Source organism: Dyella sp. C9 (assembly GCF_003332825.1).
Taxonomy (GTDB): Bacteria; Pseudomonadota; Gammaproteobacteria; order Xanthomonadales; family Rhodanobacteraceae; genus Dyella.
Map to the genome: position 1 here is coordinate 26,926 of NZ_QIRF01000008.1, position 18,028 is coordinate 44,953.

Consider the following 18,028-nt stretch of genomic DNA (forward strand, 5'->3'; position numbering starts at 1 on the left):
TGTCGAACCGGATGCTGCTGATCTTGGCTTGGTGGCAGTCCGGCAGCCCATACGGGGGCTCTTTCCCGAAACCGGCCACCGCCCGCACGTCCCTTGAGCAATGCACAGGCAGCCGGATGGCCGGTGCGGCCCCGGCCTTTCATATTGGGCCAGCGTGCACGAGGCCATGCATCCTTGGTGTCAAAGCCCCGCCGGCGGCATGGATGGCGCCACGCGATGCCACCATGCTGGCTTGCCCCTTTGCATGTCCATGCTTCCGATGGCGCGGTCCTGGGCTCAGGTCGGTCTTGTCGGCAGCTTCACTTGCCAGGTCATGACGGCGGTGCGGTTCGTCACGATTTCCGTACGAGTAAGGGCTCCGGGCGATCTGGCACGGCCACCTGGAACATCCTCAGGCTGGGCCGAGCCATAAGCCGGGCCCAGGTGGTCGCGAAGACCTCGGATGAAGTGCTGCTAGGCAACGGCAGCCGGCGTTGCCATCAACGGTCGAGTAGCTGCTGCTCGAGTTGGTGGAGCACCTGGTAGCACGGCAATACCTGGGCGACGCTGGCGTTCGGTTCGCGGCCTTCGCGGATCGCCGCGAAGAACTCGCGGTCCTGCAGCTCGATGCCGTTCATCGACACGTCGACCTTGCTCACGTCCACCGGTGTTTCCGCCCCCTTGCTGTGCGACTGCACCAGGTCGTCGTAGCGCGCGATATAGGTGGCGCTGTCGCCGATGTAGCGGAAGAACGTGCCCAGCGGGCCATCGTTGTTGAACGAGAGGCTGAGCGTGCAGATGGCGCCGTTGGCAGCCTGCAGCTGGATGCTCATGTCCATGGCGATGCCAAGCTCGGGATGGATCGGGCCCTGGATAGCGTTGGCCTTCACGATCGGGCTGCCGGTCTGGTACGCGAACAGGTCAACGGTGTGCGCCGCGTGGTGCCAAAGCAGGTGATCGGTCCAGCTGCGCGGCTGGCCCAGCGCATTCATGTTGGTGCGGCGGAAGAAGTAGGTCTGCACATCCATCTGCTGGATATGGAACTCGCCGGCCCGGATCCGGCGGTGGACAAACTGGTGGCTGGGGTTGAATCGGCGCGTGTGACCGACCATGGCCACCTTGCCGGTCTGCTTCTGCAGGGCCAGCACTTCCTCGCCTTGCTTCAGCACGTCACACAGGGGAATTTCCACCTGGACGTGCTTGCCGGCCCTGAGGCAGGCCTTGGCCTGGTCGGCGTGCATCTGCGTGGGCGTGCAGAGGATCACCGCATCCACTTCCCGGATTGCCAGCGCGTCGTCCAATTCGGTGCTGACGTGCGCGATGCCGTATTGGTCGGCTACTTCGCGGGTCTTGGCAAGGTCACGGCTGATGAGGGAAACGACCTCGACATCGGGGATGTTCCTGATGCCGTCCAGGTGCTTGATGCCGAAGGCACCGGCGCCGGCGAGTGCGACTTTCAATGACATATCAACGGTTCTCCAGAATCAGATGGCCCACGGCGGTGTTGGATGCCGGCACGTGGTAGAAACGATGTGCGACGCGCGGGGCCGCGCCGCCGGCCACGTCGGCCATGGCGCCGCGGGCGATCAGCCACATCACCAGCTCGATGCCTTCGCTGCCGGCCTCGCGTACGTATTCGATGTGCGGCACCTTGGCCAGCTCGGCCGGCTCGGCGATCAGCCGGTCGAGGAACTGGCCATCCCATGCCGCGTTGATCAGCCCGGCGCGCGGGCCCTGCAGCTGGTGGCTCATGCCGCCGGTGCCCCAGATGTGCACGTTGAGGTCCTCGTCGAAGCTCTCGATCGCCTTGCGTATGGCCTGGCCGAGCAGGAAACAGCGTTGGCCGCTGGGCACCGGATACTGCACGACGTTCACCGCGAAGGGGATGACCGGGCAGGGCCATGCGTCGGCCACGGGGTCCTTCTCGCCGCACATCAGCGACAGCGGCACGGTGAGGCCGTGGTCGACATCCATGCGGTTGACGATGGTGAGGTCGAAGTCCTGCTGGATCACGCTCTGCGCGATATGGCTGGCGAGCTCGGGATGGCCGATGACCCTGGGCACCGGCCGCGCCCCCCATCCTTCATCGGCGGGCTGGTACTCCGCCGCCGTACCTATGGCGAAGGTGGGAATCATGTCCAGGCTGAAGGCAGTGGCATGATCGTTGAACACCAGGAAGATCACGTCGGGCCGGTTGTCCTTCATCCACTGCCTGGAGCGCTCGTAGCCGGCGAACAGTGGACGCCAGTAGTCCTCCTGCGTCTTGCCGAGGTCCATGGCGGCGCCGATGGCGGGAACGTGCGAGGTATAGACCGAGGCGGAAATGCGGGCCATGGCTTACTCCTCCTGGCCGCGCCTACCGGCGGCACCCTGTGGCTGGTTCTGCGGCTGCGCGTCGCCGCTTTCGCCGAGGTGGCGATTGCCCTCGATGCCGCGGCCGCCGCCGATCATCATGTCGCGGTACTCCTGCTCGGTCATGCCGGTCATGCTGCCCGCCATCTGCTGGAAGCTCTTGCCGTCGGTAGCGCCGATCTTGGCAAGGAAATAGATGTTGCCTCCGGCCTGGATGCATCGGTTGAGGTCACGTGCGAGCACTGCCTGCTTCTGCTCTTCGGTCATCGGCCACTCGTCGAGATAGGCGCGCTCGTCGGCCTTGAAGCGCGCGCGGTTGCCGGCCTTCATCAGGCTCATGCAGAACTGGTTGAGCCAGTAGCCCTTGCGGCTTTGCTCGGCGTCGAAGATCACCGTGCCGGGGATGTCGAGATAGGGTTTGTCCAGGGACATCGCGGCGTGGCCTAGGCGACTTCTTCGGGCCAGTAGAGGCGCATGGGGTTGTCCACCAGCAGCTTCCTCTGCAGTTCGGCCGTGCGTGCGATGTGGGGGATGAAATCCACCAGCAGACCGTCGTCCGGCATGTGGTCCTTGAGGTTGGGATGCGGCCAGTCGGTGCCCCACAGCACGCGATCGGGGAAGGTTTCCACGATGCGTCGCGCAAAGGGCATGACGTCGCGATAGGCCTGGCGTTCGCCGTCCAGCGCGGCCGGCCCCGCTACCGAAAGACGCTCGGGGCAGCTGACCTTGCTCCATACATTGGCGTGTTCGGCCATGAAGCGCTCGAACAGGGCGAACTCGGGGCCTTTCACTGGCTTGCGCACATCGGGTCGACCCATGTGGTCCACCACCACGGTGGTGGGAAGGCGTGTGAAGAAGTCCCACAGTTCGGGCAGGTCCACCGCCTCGAAGTAGATCACCACATGCCAGCCCAGCTCGGCGATGCGGCCGGCGATCTCCATCAGCTCGTCCTTGGGCGTGAAGTCCACCAGCCGCTTGACGAAGTTGAAGCGTACGCCACGGACACCGGCGTCATGGAGTTCCTGCAATTCATGGTCGGTGACGCTGCGCTTGACCGTGGCCACGCCTCGCGCCTTGCCGCCGGAGGAGCGCAGCGCATCGACCAGTGCACGATTGTCTGCGCCGTGGCAGGTGGCCTGCACGATCACGTTGCGGGCGAAGCCGAGCCGGTCGCGCAGGGCAAACAGCTCATCCTTGCCGGCATCGCAGGGCGTGTACTTGCGTTCTGGCGCATAGGGAAAGCGGTCGCCTGGGCCAAACACATGGCAATGTGCGTCCACGCTGCCCGCGGGCACGCGGAACGCCGGCTGGCTGGGATTGCCGTACCAGTCGAGCCAGCCTGGCGTTTTCTCGAAGGGACCGGAAGTAGGCTTGCTCATCGGCACTCTCTCAATCGATGTACTTGAGGCCGGCGGCTGCCAGCGGTTCGCGCATGCGGTACATGTCCAGCCCAAGTACGCCGCTGGCCAGCTTCGCGCGCTTCTCTCCCTCCAGGGCTTCACGCTTGCGCGCGGCGTCGAGAGTCTTGTCGGCCAGGGCGTGCGGCACGCAGACCACGCCGTCGTCGTCGGCCACGATGACGTCGCCCGGCGTCACCCACATGCCCGCACAGACCACGGGAATGTTCACCGAGCCCAAGGTGGCCTTGATGGTGCCCTTGCTGCTGATGCAGCGGCTCCACACCGGAAAACCCATCTCGGTGAGCGTCTTCACGTCGCGTACGCCGGCGTCGATCACCAGGGCGCGCGCACCGCGTGCCTGGAAGCTGGTGGCCAGCAGGTCGCCGAAATAGCCGTCGGTGCATTCGGCCGTGGTGGCGGCCACCACGATATCGCCGGGCTGAATCTGTTCGGCCACCACGTGCATCATCCAGTTGTCGCCGGGATGCAGCAGCACCGTCACGGCCGTGCCAGACACCTGCACGCCGGCGTAGATCGGGCGCATATAGGGCTTGAGCAGTCCTACACGCCCCATGGCTTCGTGCACGGTGGCCGACCCCAGCGTCGCCAGTGCATCGGCGGTGGCGCGGTCGGTGCGCTCGATATTTCGATAGACGACACCCAGTTCGTACATCATCGTGTCCTTGTGGTGTTGGCCCGGGCGATCAGCGCCCTTGGGCCTTCAGTGCTGCATCGAGGCGCGGATACACGCGGCGCGCATTGCCCTCGAAGATCTTCTGCCTGTCCGCCTCGCTGAAGCGGGGCGAGCCGTCGACGTAGCGCTTGGTGTCGTCGAAGTAGTGGCCCGTGTCCGGGTCGATGCCGCGCACGGCGCCGATCATCTCGGACGCGAACAGGATGTTGTCCACCGGGATCACCGTGCCGAGCAGGTCGATACCCGGCTGGTGGTACACGCAGGTGTCGAAAAACACGTTGCCCAGCAGGAACTCCCGCGGCTCGGGTTTCTTGAGCATCTGCGCCAGGCCGCGGAAGCGCCCCCAGTGGTAGGGCACGGCGCCGCCGCCATGCGGAATGACGAAGCGCAGCGACGGGAAGTCCTTGAACAGGTCGCCGGTCAGCAACTGCATGAAGGCTGTGGTGTCGGCATTGAGGTAGTGCGCACCCGTGGTATGGAAGCAGGCGTTGCAGCTGGTCGACACGTGCACCATCGCCGGGATGTCGTATTCGACCAGGACCTCGTAGATCGGATACCAATGGCGGTCGGTGAGTGGCGGTTCGCGCCAGTGTCCGCCCGACGGGTCCGGGTTGAGGTTGACCGCGACGAAGCCGAACTCTTCCACGCAGCGACGGATCTCGGGAATGCAGGTCGCCGGGTCGACGCCGGATGATTGCGGCAGCATGGCGGCGCCGATGAAGTGCTCGGGAAACAGCTGCGACACCCGGTGGCATAGCTCGTTGCAGATCGATGCCCAGGTATTGCTGACGTTGAAGTCGCCGATGTGGTGCGCCATGAAGCTTGCGCGCGGACTGAAGATGGTCAGATCCGATCCGCGTTCGCGCATCAGCTTGAGCTGGTTGGTTTCGATCGTTTCCCTCAGTTCGTCGTCGCTGATGGCCAACTCCGACACCTTGGGCATCTGCGAAGGTTCCTTGATGCCGGCGATCTGGCGGTTGCGCCATGCCTCCAGGGCGTTGGGCGCGGTGGTGTAGTGTCCGTGGATGTCGATGATCATGGTCATGGGAAGAGGGGCCTCAGGCGGGTTCCATGCCGTGCTTGCGCAAGGTGGCCGCGCTGTCCGGCGAGGCCATGAAGGCGAGTAGCGCGCGGGCGGCGCCGGGCTGTTCGCTGGTGGCGCACACCACGCCCGCGAACACCGTGGTTTTCTGTATGTCCGGGGGCAGTGGCCCGAGGACGTCGATGCCTTCGATATCGATGAGCTCGCTGCGTTGCTGGAAACCGAGCTCGATCTGGCCGCGGGCGATCAAGGTGCCCACCGGTACCCCCGGGGGCGCCTGCACGAGGCGAGGCGCAACGTCTTGCGCGATGCCCCAGCGTTGAAAGAGCCCGGCGAGATACACGCCGCTGGGCCCGGTGGAATAGCCAAGCGTCCTGGCGCGCAGTACCGCTTGGCGCACCGCTGCTTCGGTGTCGATCGGTGGATGCGCCGCGCCGCCTGGCACGGCCACCCAGATATCCGAGCGCATCAGGTCGACCCGGCTGCCCGGTACGACATGGCCTCCCTGGTCGAGCTTCTCGATGGCGTCCGCTGCCAGCCAGACCAGGTCGAAGCGTTCGCCTTCGCTGACGCGCTTGAGTGCGTCCACGCCGCCAACCGATTCGATCTCGATTCGACCCAGGCCCTCGCTGTGATAGCGGGCCGCCAGCTCCGACAGGACGTGGCGCGTGGCCATGGAGGAAATGCCGCGCAGCGTGTTTTCAGGATTCGCCATGGCCAGGTCCTAGAGCGGCAGTCCGACGTAGTTTTCGGCGAGCGAACGCGAGGCCGCCTCGGAGTTGACCAGGTAGTCCAGCTCCGCGCCCTGCAGCTTCCGGCCGAAGTCGCCACCGTCGGGAAAGTTGTGCATCAGCGAGGTGAACCACCAGGAGAATCGTTCCGCTTTCCATACGCGGCGCAGGCAACGCTCCGAGTAGGTATCGATGCCGGTGTCGCTATGCTCGTCGTAGTGCTCGATCAGGGCCGCCGCGAGGTACTTCACATCGGTGGCGGCGAGGTTGAGGCCTTTGGCGCCGGTCGGCGGCACGATGTGCGCGGCATCCCCGGCAAGGAACAGGCGTCCGAAGCGCAGGGGTTCGGCCACATAGCTGCGCAGCGGCGCGATGCTCTTCTCCAGCGAGGGCCCGGTCACCAGGCGCTCGCGTGCATCGGGGTCCAGGCGTGCGCGCAGTTCGTACCAGAAGGCCTCGTCGGACCAGTTCTCCACCCGGTCGTCGATGGCCACCTGAAGGTAGTAGCGGCTGCGCGTCCGACTGCGCATGGAACACAGCGCGAAGCCCCGTGCAGTGTTGGCGTAGACCAGCTCATCGGCTACCGGAGGTACGTCGGCGAGCAAGCCAAGCCAGCCGAAGGGATAGACCTTTTCGTATTCGTGAATGGCGTTGCGCGGGATGCTTGCGCGGCACACGCCGTGGAAGCCATCGCAACCGGCAATGAAATCGCAGTGGATCTCGTGCCGCCGGCCACCGCTGGTACAGCTGACCGTGGGTTGCGCCGAGTCGAAGTTCGCGATGACGACTTCGCTGGCCTCGTAAAGCGTCTGGGCTCCCGATGCCTCGCGGGCCTCCATGAGATCGCGGGTGACTTCGGTCTGTCCGTAGACGATGACCTGCTTGCCCCCGGTGAGGCCCTGCATGTCGATGCGATGGCGCGCGTTGTCGAACAGCAGCTCGAAGCCCGCATGCGGAATGCCTTCGCGCTCCATGCGGTCACCGACGCCCGCCTCGCGAAGCAGGTCGGCACTGGTCTGTTCCAGCACGCCGGCGCGGATGCGCCCGAGCACGTAATCCGCTCGCTGCCGCTCGATGATCACATTGGCGATGCCCGCTTGGCTGAGCAACTGCCCGAGCAATAGGCCCGATGGACCTGCACCAATGATGGCCACCTGCGTTCGCACGCTTTCCACCCTCCTTCGGGGCCGAACGGATCGGCCATTCACGGGCGGACAAAGTACTGTGCGAAGAAACTTCCAACAGCGTGGGATATTTGCCTGTTGCGCGATTATCGCGCACGATGTGCGGTAATCGCACAACGGGTCGAGATGGTGGGCATCGCAAAAATCGATTTGATCGAAGGCGTGGTCAAGGGTATGGCGGTGCTGGAGTGTTTCGACACCAGTCGCCAACGCCTCAATGCCACGCTCACCGCGCAGCGTGCCGGCATCACTCGCGCGGCCGCACGTCGCCATTTGTTGACGCTCGCGCACCTTGGCTATCTGGAGTCGGCGGACGGCTACTACTGGCTATCGTCAAAGGTGTTGCGCTTTTCCGGCAGTTACCTGGCTTCCGCACGCGTGCCACGCGCCGTCCAGCCAGTGCTGGACCAACTGGCTGCGCAGACGCAGGAGGCTTTTGCGGCCGCCGTGCTCGATGGCGACGAGGCCGTCATCGTGTCGCGTAGCGGCAACGAAGGCTCAGGCACGCCCGGTTCCACGCGGCGCCTGCTTGCCCATGGTCTCCATCTGGGCGCCCGCCTGCCCGCGCATGCCACATCGTCGGGGCGCGTGCTGCTGGCGGGCCTTCCACGCACTGAACTGTCGGCGTGGTTGAAGGAGCGCCAGTTTCGGCGCCTGACTCCGCAGACCGTCACCAGCAACAGCGCGCTGCGTGCGATCCTCAATGAAGTGCGCAAGCAGGATTACAGCCTCGTCTATGAGGAGCACGAAACCGGCGTGGGTGCACTGGCGGTTCCCGTGCGTGATGCCCAAGGCAACGTCGTTGCCGCGCTCAATGTCGTGGTCTCGCCGCAACGGTACGGTCCGGAGGCCCTGCTTCGGACGATGTTCGGCCCGATGTGCGACGCGGCGGCCATGCTGCGTAGCGTGCTGTAGCGGCGGCCTTCGCTTGCTTGAGTGGAAGTTTGTTCCGGTGCTTCCGACCAGGGGCTGTGCGTGCACATGACGCAACGGCCGGCAGCCAGGGCGGAATGCCAGGGACGGTGGGACAAGTCCGTACGGCGTGCAGCGGTGCGGGTGCTTTGTTGGGGGGACTGGTTCGGCGTACCTGGCAGCCGTTCGCGGATTTGCAGTCTTGTGGCCATCTGCGGCATGGGCGGCCTCGCACCTTGAACGGGAAAAGCCTTTACCTGGGCTCATCCACGAATAATAATGATTCGCATTTAGTGACCTGCAGCCCCTCGGCGTGGCGGGTTCGGGCCACCCTCAACCGTCGCGATGTCCACCTCTTCCACGCCTGCCTCCCGCGCCGTCGAAGCCCTGTATGTCGACCACCATGGTTGGCTGCGCAGTTGGTTGCGCCATCGGCTGGGCAACGAGTCGGATGCCGCCGACCTGGCGCAGGACACCTTCGTGCGCGTCATTCGCTCACGGCAAGCGCCGGAAATCCGACAGCCCCGCGATTTCCTGGCTACCGTGGCCAGAGGCCTGGTGGTCGACTTCTTCCGCCGGCGCACCTTCGAGCAGGCCTACCTGGAGGTTCTCGCGCAGTTTCCCGAGCCACTAGCGGCTTCGCCGGAGGAGCGGGCGACGGTCATCGATGCGCTCATGGACATCGATGCGATGCTCGATGGCCTGGGAGCGAAGGTTAAGCGCACCTTCCTGCTGTCCCAATGCGACGGCCTGACCTATGCAGCGATAGCCAAGACCCTTGGCATTTCCTTGCGCACGGTCAACAACCATATGGCCAAGGCGATGGAGCACTGCTGCCGTCTTCGCCTGCGCTACGCCGCATTGGATTGAGCCCGCCGTCATGCCTGTTCGTCCCCTCGACGATGCCGTCATCCTGGAAGCTTCCCGCTGGTTTGCTCGCCTCCACGCGGAGCAGGCCTCGGAGGATGACCGCCAGGCATGGGCGCGCTGGCACACGGCCGATCCCAGCCATCAACGCGCATGGCAGCTGGTGGAGGATGTGCGCGCGCAGTTCGAACGCGTTCCCCGCGTCGTAGCCGGGCATGCACTGGATGCGGCGGGCAGGGCGCGACGTCGGGCGCTAGGCCAGCTGTTGGCGGTGCTGGGGGTCGGCACCGCCGGCATGCTCGCGTGGCGGCAGTTGCCCTGGGGCGGCTGGCTGGCCGGTTACCGAACCCGTGTCGGTGAGCGCAGGGATGTGGCACTGCCTGACGGATCGGCGCTTTCGCTCAACACGGCGAGTGCGGTTGACGTCGAGTTCTCGTCCACGCGGCGCTTGCTCAAGCTGCACGCGGGCGAGGTGTTGATACGCACGGGTGCCGACGCGGCGGCAAGTACGCACCGACCGTTCGTGGTCGCGACGCGGCATGGCGAGGTACTGGCGCTGGGTACTCGCTTTACCGTGCGCACCGAGGCTGACTACGGGGAAGTCTCGGTGCTGGAGAAGGCGGTCAAGGTGCAGCCGGCGGGCGGCATCGCGCCGCTCATCGTGCCGGCCGGCTACCACGCGCGCTTCACCGTTCATGGCGCCGAGGCGCCGCAGCCCAACAACGTCTCCGTGGCGTCGTGGCAGTACGGCAGCATCATCGCAGTGGACATGCCCCTGGGCGGACTCGTCGCGGAATTGTCGCGCTACCGCCACGGATACCTCGGCTGTCATCCGTCCATCGCCGCCCTGAAAGTCTCGGGCGCCTTCCCCATCGACGATACCGACCGGGCAATGGATGCACTCGTCCAGGCGTTTCCTGTGCGAGTGGTCCAGCGTACCCGGCTCTGGGTGACATTGGAGCCGCGCTGACCGCCGGGTTGCACTTTTTCCATCGCTCGTTCGGCCCCTGCTGGAGAACCTATCCATGCCCGGGAAAACCCATGTCGTTCGATCACTCCATCACCTTGCCCCACCGCGCCCTGTCCAGGCACCTGCGCGGCATCCTATGCGGCTGCCTCATCGCGATGCCCTTGCTGAATTCGGTTCATGCGCAGGACCTTGTGGCCTCTTCCGCCCCGGCAGCGCGGCGGGTCGATATCGCTGCCGGCCCGCTGCCCTTGGTGCTCAGCCAGTTTGCCGGCACGCAGGGCGTGACCCTTTCGTTCGACGCAGCCCAGCTCGGTTCGGCTACCTCGAACGGACTGCATGGCGTATACACGGCGCAGCAGGGCTTTGATGCCCTGCTTGCCGGCAGCGGATGGCAGGCGACGGTTGACCGCCGCGGGATCTATTCGCTGGTGCACGCCTCCCAGTCCACGGCCGGGGCAAGGGCGGCGGCGCCGGCGGCCGCGACCCAGGCCGGTTCGGCACCGGGGACGACCACGCTATCGACGATCCAGGTCACGGCCGAATCGCAGAACGCCACTACCGAAGGAAGCGGCTCGTACACCACGCGTGCGCTGACGCTGGGCAAGGGCGAGTACAGCATGCGCGAGATTCCCCAATCGGTCAGCGTCATCACGCGCCAGCGCATGGATGACCAGAACATCAACGACATCAAGGATGCGATGACCCAGACCACGGGTGTCACCGTGCAGGGAAACGCCAATCCGTACCTCAACAACAGCTACTACGCCCGCGGCTATGCGCTCGAGGCAGAGCTGGACGGCATTCCGTCCAGTGGGTCGCTCAACGTCGGTGCACCGCAGTTCGACATGTCCATGTACGACCGCATCGAGATCATCCGTGGCTCAGCGGGATTGCTCGAGGGCTCGGGCGAGCCCGGCGGTCTCGTGAACTTCGCGCGCAAGCGCCCCACCGCAGACACGCAGGTTTCCGGCAGCCTCAGCGTAGGGTCGTGGAACCAGTTCCACGGTGACCTTGACGTATCCGGCTCGCTGAACCAGGACAAGACCCTGCAGGGCCGCATGGTGATCGCCGATACGGACAACGACGAGTTCTACGATCACTCGCACCACGAATCGCGGATGCTGTATGGCATCGTGGAATACCATCTGGGTGCGAGTACCTTGCTGTCGCTGTCGGGTACGGTGCAGCACGACGAGACGCACGGCATCCTTTCGGCCATTCCCGCCTATAGCACCGGCCAGCTGCTGGACCTGTCGCCGTCGACCAACCCATTTCCCGACTGGACGCGCAGCAACCAGAACACCCGCGAGGCGTTTGCCGAGCTTGACCACTTCTTCGATGGTGGCTGGCGGATGCGCGCGAGCGCGCGCTATCGCTCCAGCGACACCGATGCGCGCTATATCGGCCTGCCAGGGCCGGTCGACGCTGAGACCGGCGAGGTGCAGTACTTCCCCGCGGCGGATAACACGCGCTTCAGCTGGATATCCGCCGATGCCAATGCGAGTGGTCCATTCGAACTGTTCGGTCGCACCCACCAGCTGATGGTCGGCATGAACTACGACGAGGTGAAGACGCAGGACCAGTATTCCAACGAACCCTGGGGCAGCACCGACTTCTTCCAGCTCGTCCAGCTGCCACAGCCCTCGATCCCATTGGTGGGCAACTACCAGACGCGCACCGAGCAATACGGCATCTATGGGCAGGCTCGCTTCAGCATCACCGATCCGTTCACCTTCGTGCTCGGTGGACGCGTGAGCAACTACCACAGCTTCAGCGGCAACGCCGACTACGGCACCACGCCGGACATGCCGCGCGACCCGGGCGGCGTGGATCACAAGTTCACGCCCTATGCGGGACTGATCTACACCCTCAACAGCCAGATTTCGCTTTATGGCAGCTACTCGCAGATCTTCGTGCCGCAGTCCGAGCTGACCGCCAGCGGATCGCCGTTGCCACCACGCACCGGCGACCAGTATGAGATTGGCGCCAAGGGCGAGTTCTACGACGGCAAGCTCAATGCCTCGATGGCGCTGTTCAATCTCAAGGATCGTAATCGCGCGTATTACTCCAGCGACATCTTCTTCTACAGCGCGGCTGGCGAAGTGCGAATGAACGGCGCCGAGGCCGAGATAGGCGGTTCGCCGATGCCCGGCTGGGACCTGAGCGCGGGATACACCTATCTGGACCCGCATTACCGGACCGAGCAGGATGAGGCGAACCTCTCTGCGATCACGCCGCGGCACAACGCAAAGATCTGGAGCAACTACCACTTCCAGGGCGAGGCGCTGCGCAAATTCAACATCGGCGCGGGACTGTTGGCTTCGAGTGGATGGACCAGCGGCAATGTGCACGCGCCAGGCTATGCAACCGCATCACTTCAAGTGGGCTACCGCATCGATCCGCACTGGAACGTCACGGCTACGATCGACAACGCGTTGGACCGCCGCTACTACCAGAGCTTCTACGCGGCTGGCGGCTTCTACGGCGCGCCACGGAGTTTCATGCTGACCGTACGCGCGAAGTATTGACGCATCGTCGGGTATCAGGCCCCGTCGTGAAGAGGGCATGCGTTGCCGGAAGCGGACGCATTGCCCTCTTGCGTCGAACGCTTAGGCAGCCTGCGCGGCGCGGCGCCGCTCAGGCGCCGGCATCGATGATGGTTTCCATGACCACGAAGGTCGAGGTGCTCGCCACGTGCGGGAGGCTGGAGATCTTTTCGCCGAGGACGCGCCGGTAGGTGTGGATGTCGGAGGTTCGAACCTTGAGCAGGTAGTCGAAGCTGCTGGCGATCATGTGGCACTCCTCGATCTCCCGCACCTGCATGACCGCCTTGCCGAACGCCTGGAGTGCCCGCTCGCGGGTGTCGGAGAGTTTCACTTCCGCAAAGGCGATATGGCCCAGGCCCAGCTTCACCGGGTCGGTCACCGCCCTGAAGCCGCGGATGTAGCCGTCGTCGATCAGCCGTTTGAGCCGGATCTGGCACGGCGTCTTGGAGAGGCCGACCCGTTTGGCCAAGTCGGTCACGGTCAGGCGACCGTCGCCGCGCAGTTCCTCGATGATCTTGCGGTCGATTTGGTCGATCTGGCTATAAGTCGACATATAAGTCACCAATACATGAATAAATTGGCAGTTAATTAGGTAATTAGACCTACATCTTTGATAAATATAGTCAAATCGACTTTCGGCGTCGAGGTACCATCGCGCATTAGCTAAATGCAGGATTCGAGCCCCATGAACCAGCCCTCCGCACCGTTCGCCACCTTCGCTCCGGCGATCAGCACCGTGACTCCGCTTCGCCAACGGATCACCGACGCCTATCGGCGCCCCGAGACTGAGGCCGTCGCGGCCCTGCTGCCGCTGGCTGAAGTCGATCCCGCGCTGCGCCGGGACATCGCGGCACTGGCCAAGGAACTGGTGCTGGCGCTGCGCGCGAAGGGGCAGCAGGGCGGCGTCGAGGGACTGGTGAAGGAGTACTCGCTTTCCAGCCAGGAAGGCGTGGCGCTCATGTGCCTGGCCGAAGCGCTGCTTCGCATTCCCGACAACCAGACGCGCGACGCGCTGATCCGCGACAAGATCGCCGGCGGTGACTGGCAGGCCCACCTGGGTGGCGGCAAGACGCTGTTCGTCAATGCCACCACCTGGGGCTTGGTGGTCGCCGGCAAGCTCACGGCAAGCCACAGCCAGGAAGGTCTGGGCGCCGCGCTGACCCGTGTCATCGCGCGGCTCGGCGAGCCGGTCATCCGCCGCGGCGTCGACCTGGCCATGCAGATGATGGGCGAACAGTTCGTCACCGGCGAGACCATCGACGAGGCGCTCAAGCGCGCCCGCGAGCTGGAGGCCAAGGGCTTTTCCTTCAGCTACGACATGCTGGGTGAAGCGGCGACCACGCGCGCCGACGCGGATCGTTATTTCGCCGACTACGAGCGTGCCATCCACGCGATCGGCACCGCTTCGAACGGTCGTGGCGTTTACGCCGGCCCTGGCGTATCGATCAAGCTTTCCGCGCTGCACCCGCGCTACAGCCGTGCCCAGGCCGGCCGCGTGATGGATGAACTGCTGCCCCGCGTGCATTCGCTCGCCCTGCTCGCCAAGGGCTATGGCATCGGCCTCAATATCGATGCCGAAGAGGCCGATCGGCTTGAACTTTCGCTGGACCTTCTCGAAAGCCTTGCGCTCGCTCCCGACCTGGCGGGCTGGGACGGCCTGGGTTTCGTCATCCAGGCCTACGGCAAGCGTTGCCCCTTCGTGATCGACTGGGTGGTGGATCTTGCCCGCCGCTCCGGCCGCCGGCTGATGATTCGCCTGGTCAAGGGCGCTTATTGGGACAGCGAGATCAAGCGCGCCCAGGTGGACGGCCAGGCCGGCTTCCCGGTGTATACGCGCAAGGTCTATACCGACCTGTCCTACATCGCCTGCGCGCGCAAGCTACTGCAGGCCCGCGATGTCGTGTTCCCGCAGTTCGCGACGCACAACGCGCATACGCTCGCCACCATCTACCGCATGGCGGGACCGCAATTCTCGATCGGCGACTACGAGTTCCAGTGCCTGCACGGCATGGGCGAGGCGCTCTACGAGGAAGTCGTCGGTGAGGCCAAGCTGGGCCGGCCGTGCCGGATCTACGCACCGGTCGGTACGCACGAGACCCTGTTGGCTTACCTCGTGCGCCGCCTGCTCGAGAACGGCGCCAACTCGTCCTTCACGCATCGTATCTGGGACGAGAACGTGTCGGCCGACGAGCTGGCCGCCGATCCGGTCGACGAAGTGCGAAAGATCGTGCCGCTGGGCGCGCCGCACGAGGTTGTGGCGTTGCCCCGCTACATCTATGGCGAGCGGCGCAACTCCGCGGGCGTGGACCTTTCCAACGAGAACGACCTGGCCAGGCTGAAGGTGCAGTTGCAGGAAAGCGCCGGCCTGCGCTGGACAGCCGCTCCCACGTTCGTCGGTCCGGAGGCAGGACACGATCCGCAGCCCGTCCGCAATCCGGCGGATCACCGCGATTTCGTGGGCGAGGTCACCTTCGCGCTTGAGCGTGACGTCGAACTCGCGGCGCAGCGCGCCGCGCAGGCCGTGGCGGCCTGGTCCGCCCATTCGGCGGAGGCCCGCGCAGGCTTGCTCGAGGCCGCGGCGAACGAACTCGAACACAAGATGCCGATCCTGCTGGGACTGATCATTCGCGAGGCGGGCAAATCCATGCCCAACGCGATCGCCGAAGTGCGCGAGGCGGTCGACTTCCTGCGCTACTACGCCCAGCAGGCGCGTACGACGCTGGCCGACGCCGAGCGGCCGCTCGGACCGATCGTCTGCATCAGCCCGTGGAATTTCCCGCTGGCGATCTTCATCGGACAGGTCGCCGCGGCACTGGCTGCGGGCAACACCGTGCTGGCCAAGCCGGCCGAAGAGACGCCGCTCATCGCGGCCGAGGCCGTGCGCATCCTGCACGGCGTGGGCATCCCGAACGAAGCCGTGCAGTTGCTGCCGGGCGACGGCGCCATCGGCGCGGCCCTGGTGCGCCAGCCTGAAGTGGCAGGCGTGATGTTCACCGGATCGACCGAGGTGGCCAAGCTCATCCAGGTCGAGCTGGCCGGGCACGCCCTGGCCGATGGCCGTCCGATTCCGCTGATTGCGGAAACCGGCGGCCAGAACGCCATGATCGTCGACAGCTCGGCCCTGCCGGAACAGGTCACCGCCGACGTGATGGCCTCGGCGTTCGACAGTGCCGGCCAGCGCTGCTCGGCCTTGCGGGTGCTGTGCCTGCAGGAAGACATCGCCGACCGCCAGCTGGTGATGCTCAAGGGAGCCTTGCTCGAGCAGTCCATCGGCAATCCGGACCGCCTTTCGGTGGACGTGGGCCCGGTCATCACCGAGGAAGCCAAGCGCAACATCGAAGCCCACGTCGACCGCATGCGTGGACTGGGCTGCAAGGTGCAGCAGCTGCCGCTTCCGGAGGCGACCCAGCACGGCACCTTCGTCGCACCGACCATCATCGAGATTTCCGACATCGGCCAGATCGGGCGCGAGGTGTTCGGCCCCGTGCTGCATGTCGTGCGGTTCCGTCGTGAAGCGTTGCCCGGCCTGATCGACGCCATCAATGCGACCGGTTACGGGCTGACCTTCGGGCTGCATACGCGCCTGGACGACACCATCGAGCAGGTCACCGCCAAGGCCGCCGCCGGCAATATCTACGTCAACCGCAACATCATCGGCGCCGTGGTCGGCGTGCAGCCCTTCGGTGGTCGCGGACTCTCGGGTACCGGTCCGAAGGCAGGTGGCCCGCTGTATATCGGACGTCTCACCCAGGGCCGGCCCAAGCTCGGCATCAGCGGCAACGGCAGCACGGACAACGCGTGCGAAGCGCTTGCATCCTGGCTCGATGCCTCCGGCCATGCGCAGGCGGCCCGCCAGGTGCGTGCAGCGGCGACGGAGCGCATGAACGGCTACCAGGTCGAGTTGGCGGGCCCGGTGGGCGAGCGCAACATGTACGCGCTGCATCCGCGCGGGCAGGTGCTCGCCGTTCCGGCCACCGAAGACGGACTGATCGCCCAGCTGGGCGCCGCGCTGGCCGCCGGCAACCGCGTGAGCGTCGTGTGGCCAGGCGCCAGGCCGGCCCGTTTCGCGAGCTTGCCGACGCAGGTTGCCGCCAGGGTGCAGTGGCTTGCAGAGATTCCGTCGGCGTCCACCTTCGCCGCCGTTCTTGTCGAGCCGCGTGAGGAAGGTACGCACGCATTGATCGCTCGCCTGGCCGGCATGACGGGCCCGATTCCCATCGTGCAGGTAGGCGATCAGCAGGGTCGTTACCGCCCTGACTGGCTGGTGGAAGAAGTGTCCACGTCGATCAATACGACGGCTGCCGGTGGCAATGCGCGCCTGATGGCCATGGTCTGAGCCGGCGATGCCGGCGGGTGGCGTGGCCTTGTCGTCCAAGGCCACCCGCCCATGCTTGGCTAAGTCTCGGCAAGTAGGGGCATATCCATGCCGAGACAGACCGGTATTCGCGCGCTCGTTGGCATGCTCGCCGTGGTTTGACGGCGGCGGGCATGCTTCATCCGTGGCTGGTCGGGCGCAACGTGCCCCGGTCAATCGAAGCCGCCGAGCGCCCTCCGTGTCGCCCAGGTTGCTGCGCCGACGAGCGTCGGTTCAGGCGCCGCCGAAGATCGCCAGGGCCTGCTCGTTGAAGCCGTTCACGAAGCCGTGCTCGCCCGGGCCTACGTTGGCGCGGAACGGCTTGGCGGACTCGACCAGGATTTCGTCAGCATCGGTACCGAGTGCCGCCATCGTCTCGGCGATGAACTGGTCCAGCGGCATCGCCTGTTCGGCTTCCTGGCTGTTCATCAGCTCGGTGCGCACCCAGGGTGGTGCTATCTCGAGGACGCGCACGCCGGTGTTGCGCAACATGAAGCGTTGCGACAGCACGTACGAATGAAGCGCGGCCTTGGTGGCTGAGTAGATGCCGGTGACCGCCAGCGGCACGAACGCGAGCACGGAGCTCGTGTATGCAACAACGGCGTTGTCCTTGCCCTTGAGGTGATCGATCAGCGCCGAGGTCATGCGGATCGGCCCCAGCAGGTTGGTGGTGATGGTCGAGGTCAGCAGCGCATCGTCAATCCTTCCGGCGACGGTGTCGGGCTGCATGATGCCGGCGTTGTTGATGAGCACATTCAGCCCGGGATGATCGGCGACCAGCCGCTTCGCCACGTGCTCGATGCTGGCTGTATCGTTGACGTCCAGCTCGACCGCCTCCATGCCCGGATGGGCCGCGATCACGGCGTCGAGATGACTGCGGCGCCGGCCGCCGATGATCACCTTGTTGCCGAGCTTGTGCAGCGCTTCGGCAAGGCCGCGGCCAATGCCGGAGCCGCCGCCGGTGATGAAGATCGTATTGCCAGCAAGTTTCACGGGG

Annotated in this window: 15 protein-coding genes; 5 read left to right on the forward strand and 10 right to left on the reverse strand. The window is 65.3% G+C overall.

All coding sequences use genetic code 11. The features are described 5' to 3' along the window. Positions 1-479 precede the first annotated feature (479 nt). Genes DVU99_RS11305 through pobA form a run of 8 tightly spaced genes read right to left on the reverse strand, consistent with a single transcriptional unit; the run spans position 480 to position 7,364 of the window. The gene (locus tag DVU99_RS11305; RefSeq protein WP_114240319.1) at positions 480-1,445 is read right to left on the reverse strand and encodes a Gfo/Idh/MocA family oxidoreductase; all 966 of its coding nucleotides are present in this window, start codon (positions 1,443-1,445) and stop codon (positions 480-482) included. Position 1,446: 1 nt separating this feature from the next. Beyond that, positions 1,447-2,313 carry a class III extradiol dioxygenase subunit beta gene (locus tag DVU99_RS11310; RefSeq protein WP_114240320.1) on the reverse strand — a complete coding sequence of 289 codons (867 nt, stop codon included), beginning with the start codon at positions 2,311-2,313 and terminating at the stop codon, positions 1,447-1,449. A gap of 3 nt (positions 2,314-2,316) precedes the next feature. Further along, positions 2,317-2,763 (reverse strand): protocatechuate 4,5-dioxygenase subunit alpha, encoded by a 447-nt coding sequence (gene ligA, locus DVU99_RS11315; protein WP_114240321.1) that lies wholly within the window; start codon positions 2,761-2,763, stop codon positions 2,317-2,319. An 11-nt stretch (positions 2,764-2,774) separates the two neighbouring features. Further along, positions 2,775-3,710 carry an amidohydrolase family protein gene (locus DVU99_RS11320; protein WP_114240322.1) on the reverse strand — a complete coding sequence of 312 codons (936 nt, stop codon included), beginning with the start codon at positions 3,708-3,710 and terminating at the stop codon, positions 2,775-2,777. A 10-nt stretch (positions 3,711-3,720) separates the two neighbouring features. Further along, entirely contained in the window at positions 3,721-4,404 is a 684-nt protein-coding gene (ligK, locus tag DVU99_RS11325) for a 4-carboxy-4-hydroxy-2-oxoadipate aldolase/oxaloacetate decarboxylase (RefSeq protein WP_114240323.1), read from the reverse strand. 31 nt (positions 4,405-4,435) lie between these two features. After that, positions 4,436-5,464 (reverse strand): amidohydrolase family protein, encoded by a 1,029-nt coding sequence (locus tag DVU99_RS11330; protein ID WP_114240426.1) that lies wholly within the window; start codon positions 5,462-5,464, stop codon positions 4,436-4,438. A 19-nt stretch (positions 5,465-5,483) separates the two neighbouring features. Then, positions 5,484-6,182, reverse strand: coding sequence for a substrate-binding domain-containing protein (locus DVU99_RS11335; RefSeq protein WP_114240324.1), 699 nt, complete (start codon positions 6,180-6,182; stop codon positions 5,484-5,486). A gap of 9 nt (positions 6,183-6,191) precedes the next feature. Then, complete coding sequence (gene pobA / locus DVU99_RS11340) at positions 6,192-7,364, reverse strand: 4-hydroxybenzoate 3-monooxygenase (protein WP_114240427.1); 1,173 nt, start codon at positions 7,362-7,364, stop codon at positions 6,192-6,194. Between the two features lie 147 nt (positions 7,365-7,511). Here pobA and DVU99_RS11345 point away from each other — a divergent pair, with 147 nt between their 5' ends. The 4 genes from DVU99_RS11345 (at position 7,512) to DVU99_RS11360 (ending at position 12,659) form a co-directional block, all read left to right on the forward strand. Next, the gene (locus DVU99_RS11345) at positions 7,512-8,297 is read left to right on the forward strand and encodes an IclR family transcriptional regulator C-terminal domain-containing protein (protein ID WP_232823569.1); all 786 of its coding nucleotides are present in this window, start codon (positions 7,512-7,514) and stop codon (positions 8,295-8,297) included. 342 nt (positions 8,298-8,639) lie between these two features. Next, positions 8,640-9,164, forward strand: coding sequence for a sigma-70 family RNA polymerase sigma factor (locus tag DVU99_RS11350; RefSeq protein WP_114240326.1), 525 nt, complete (start codon positions 8,640-8,642; stop codon positions 9,162-9,164). A 10-nt stretch (positions 9,165-9,174) separates the two neighbouring features. Continuing rightward, the gene (locus tag DVU99_RS11355) at positions 9,175-10,131 is read left to right on the forward strand and encodes a FecR domain-containing protein (RefSeq protein ID WP_114240327.1); all 957 of its coding nucleotides are present in this window, start codon (positions 9,175-9,177) and stop codon (positions 10,129-10,131) included. 71 nt (positions 10,132-10,202) lie between these two features. Further along, on the forward strand, positions 10,203-12,659 hold the full coding sequence (locus DVU99_RS11360) for a TonB-dependent receptor (protein WP_114240328.1): 2,457 nt from the start codon (positions 10,203-10,205) through the stop codon (positions 12,657-12,659). Positions 12,660-12,768: 109 nt separating this feature from the next. On the opposite strand, the gene DVU99_RS11365 is transcribed toward DVU99_RS11360, so the two are convergent. After that, positions 12,769-13,230, reverse strand: coding sequence for an Lrp/AsnC family transcriptional regulator (locus DVU99_RS11365; protein ID WP_114240329.1), 462 nt, complete (start codon positions 13,228-13,230; stop codon positions 12,769-12,771). Positions 13,231-13,362: 132 nt separating this feature from the next. On the opposite strand from DVU99_RS11365, the gene putA reads away from it, so the two are divergent. Further along, complete coding sequence (gene putA, locus DVU99_RS11370; RefSeq protein ID WP_114240330.1) at positions 13,363-17,013, forward strand: trifunctional transcriptional regulator/proline dehydrogenase/L-glutamate gamma-semialdehyde dehydrogenase; 3,651 nt, start codon at positions 13,363-13,365, stop codon at positions 17,011-17,013. Positions 17,014-17,265: 252 nt separating this feature from the next. Here putA and DVU99_RS11375 read toward each other — a convergent pair whose 3' ends face one another. After that, positions 17,266-18,024: an SDR family oxidoreductase gene (locus DVU99_RS11375; protein WP_114240331.1), complete on the reverse strand. Its 759-nt coding sequence runs from the start codon at positions 18,022-18,024 to the stop codon at positions 17,266-17,268. Between the last annotated feature and the right edge of the window lie 4 nt (positions 18,025-18,028).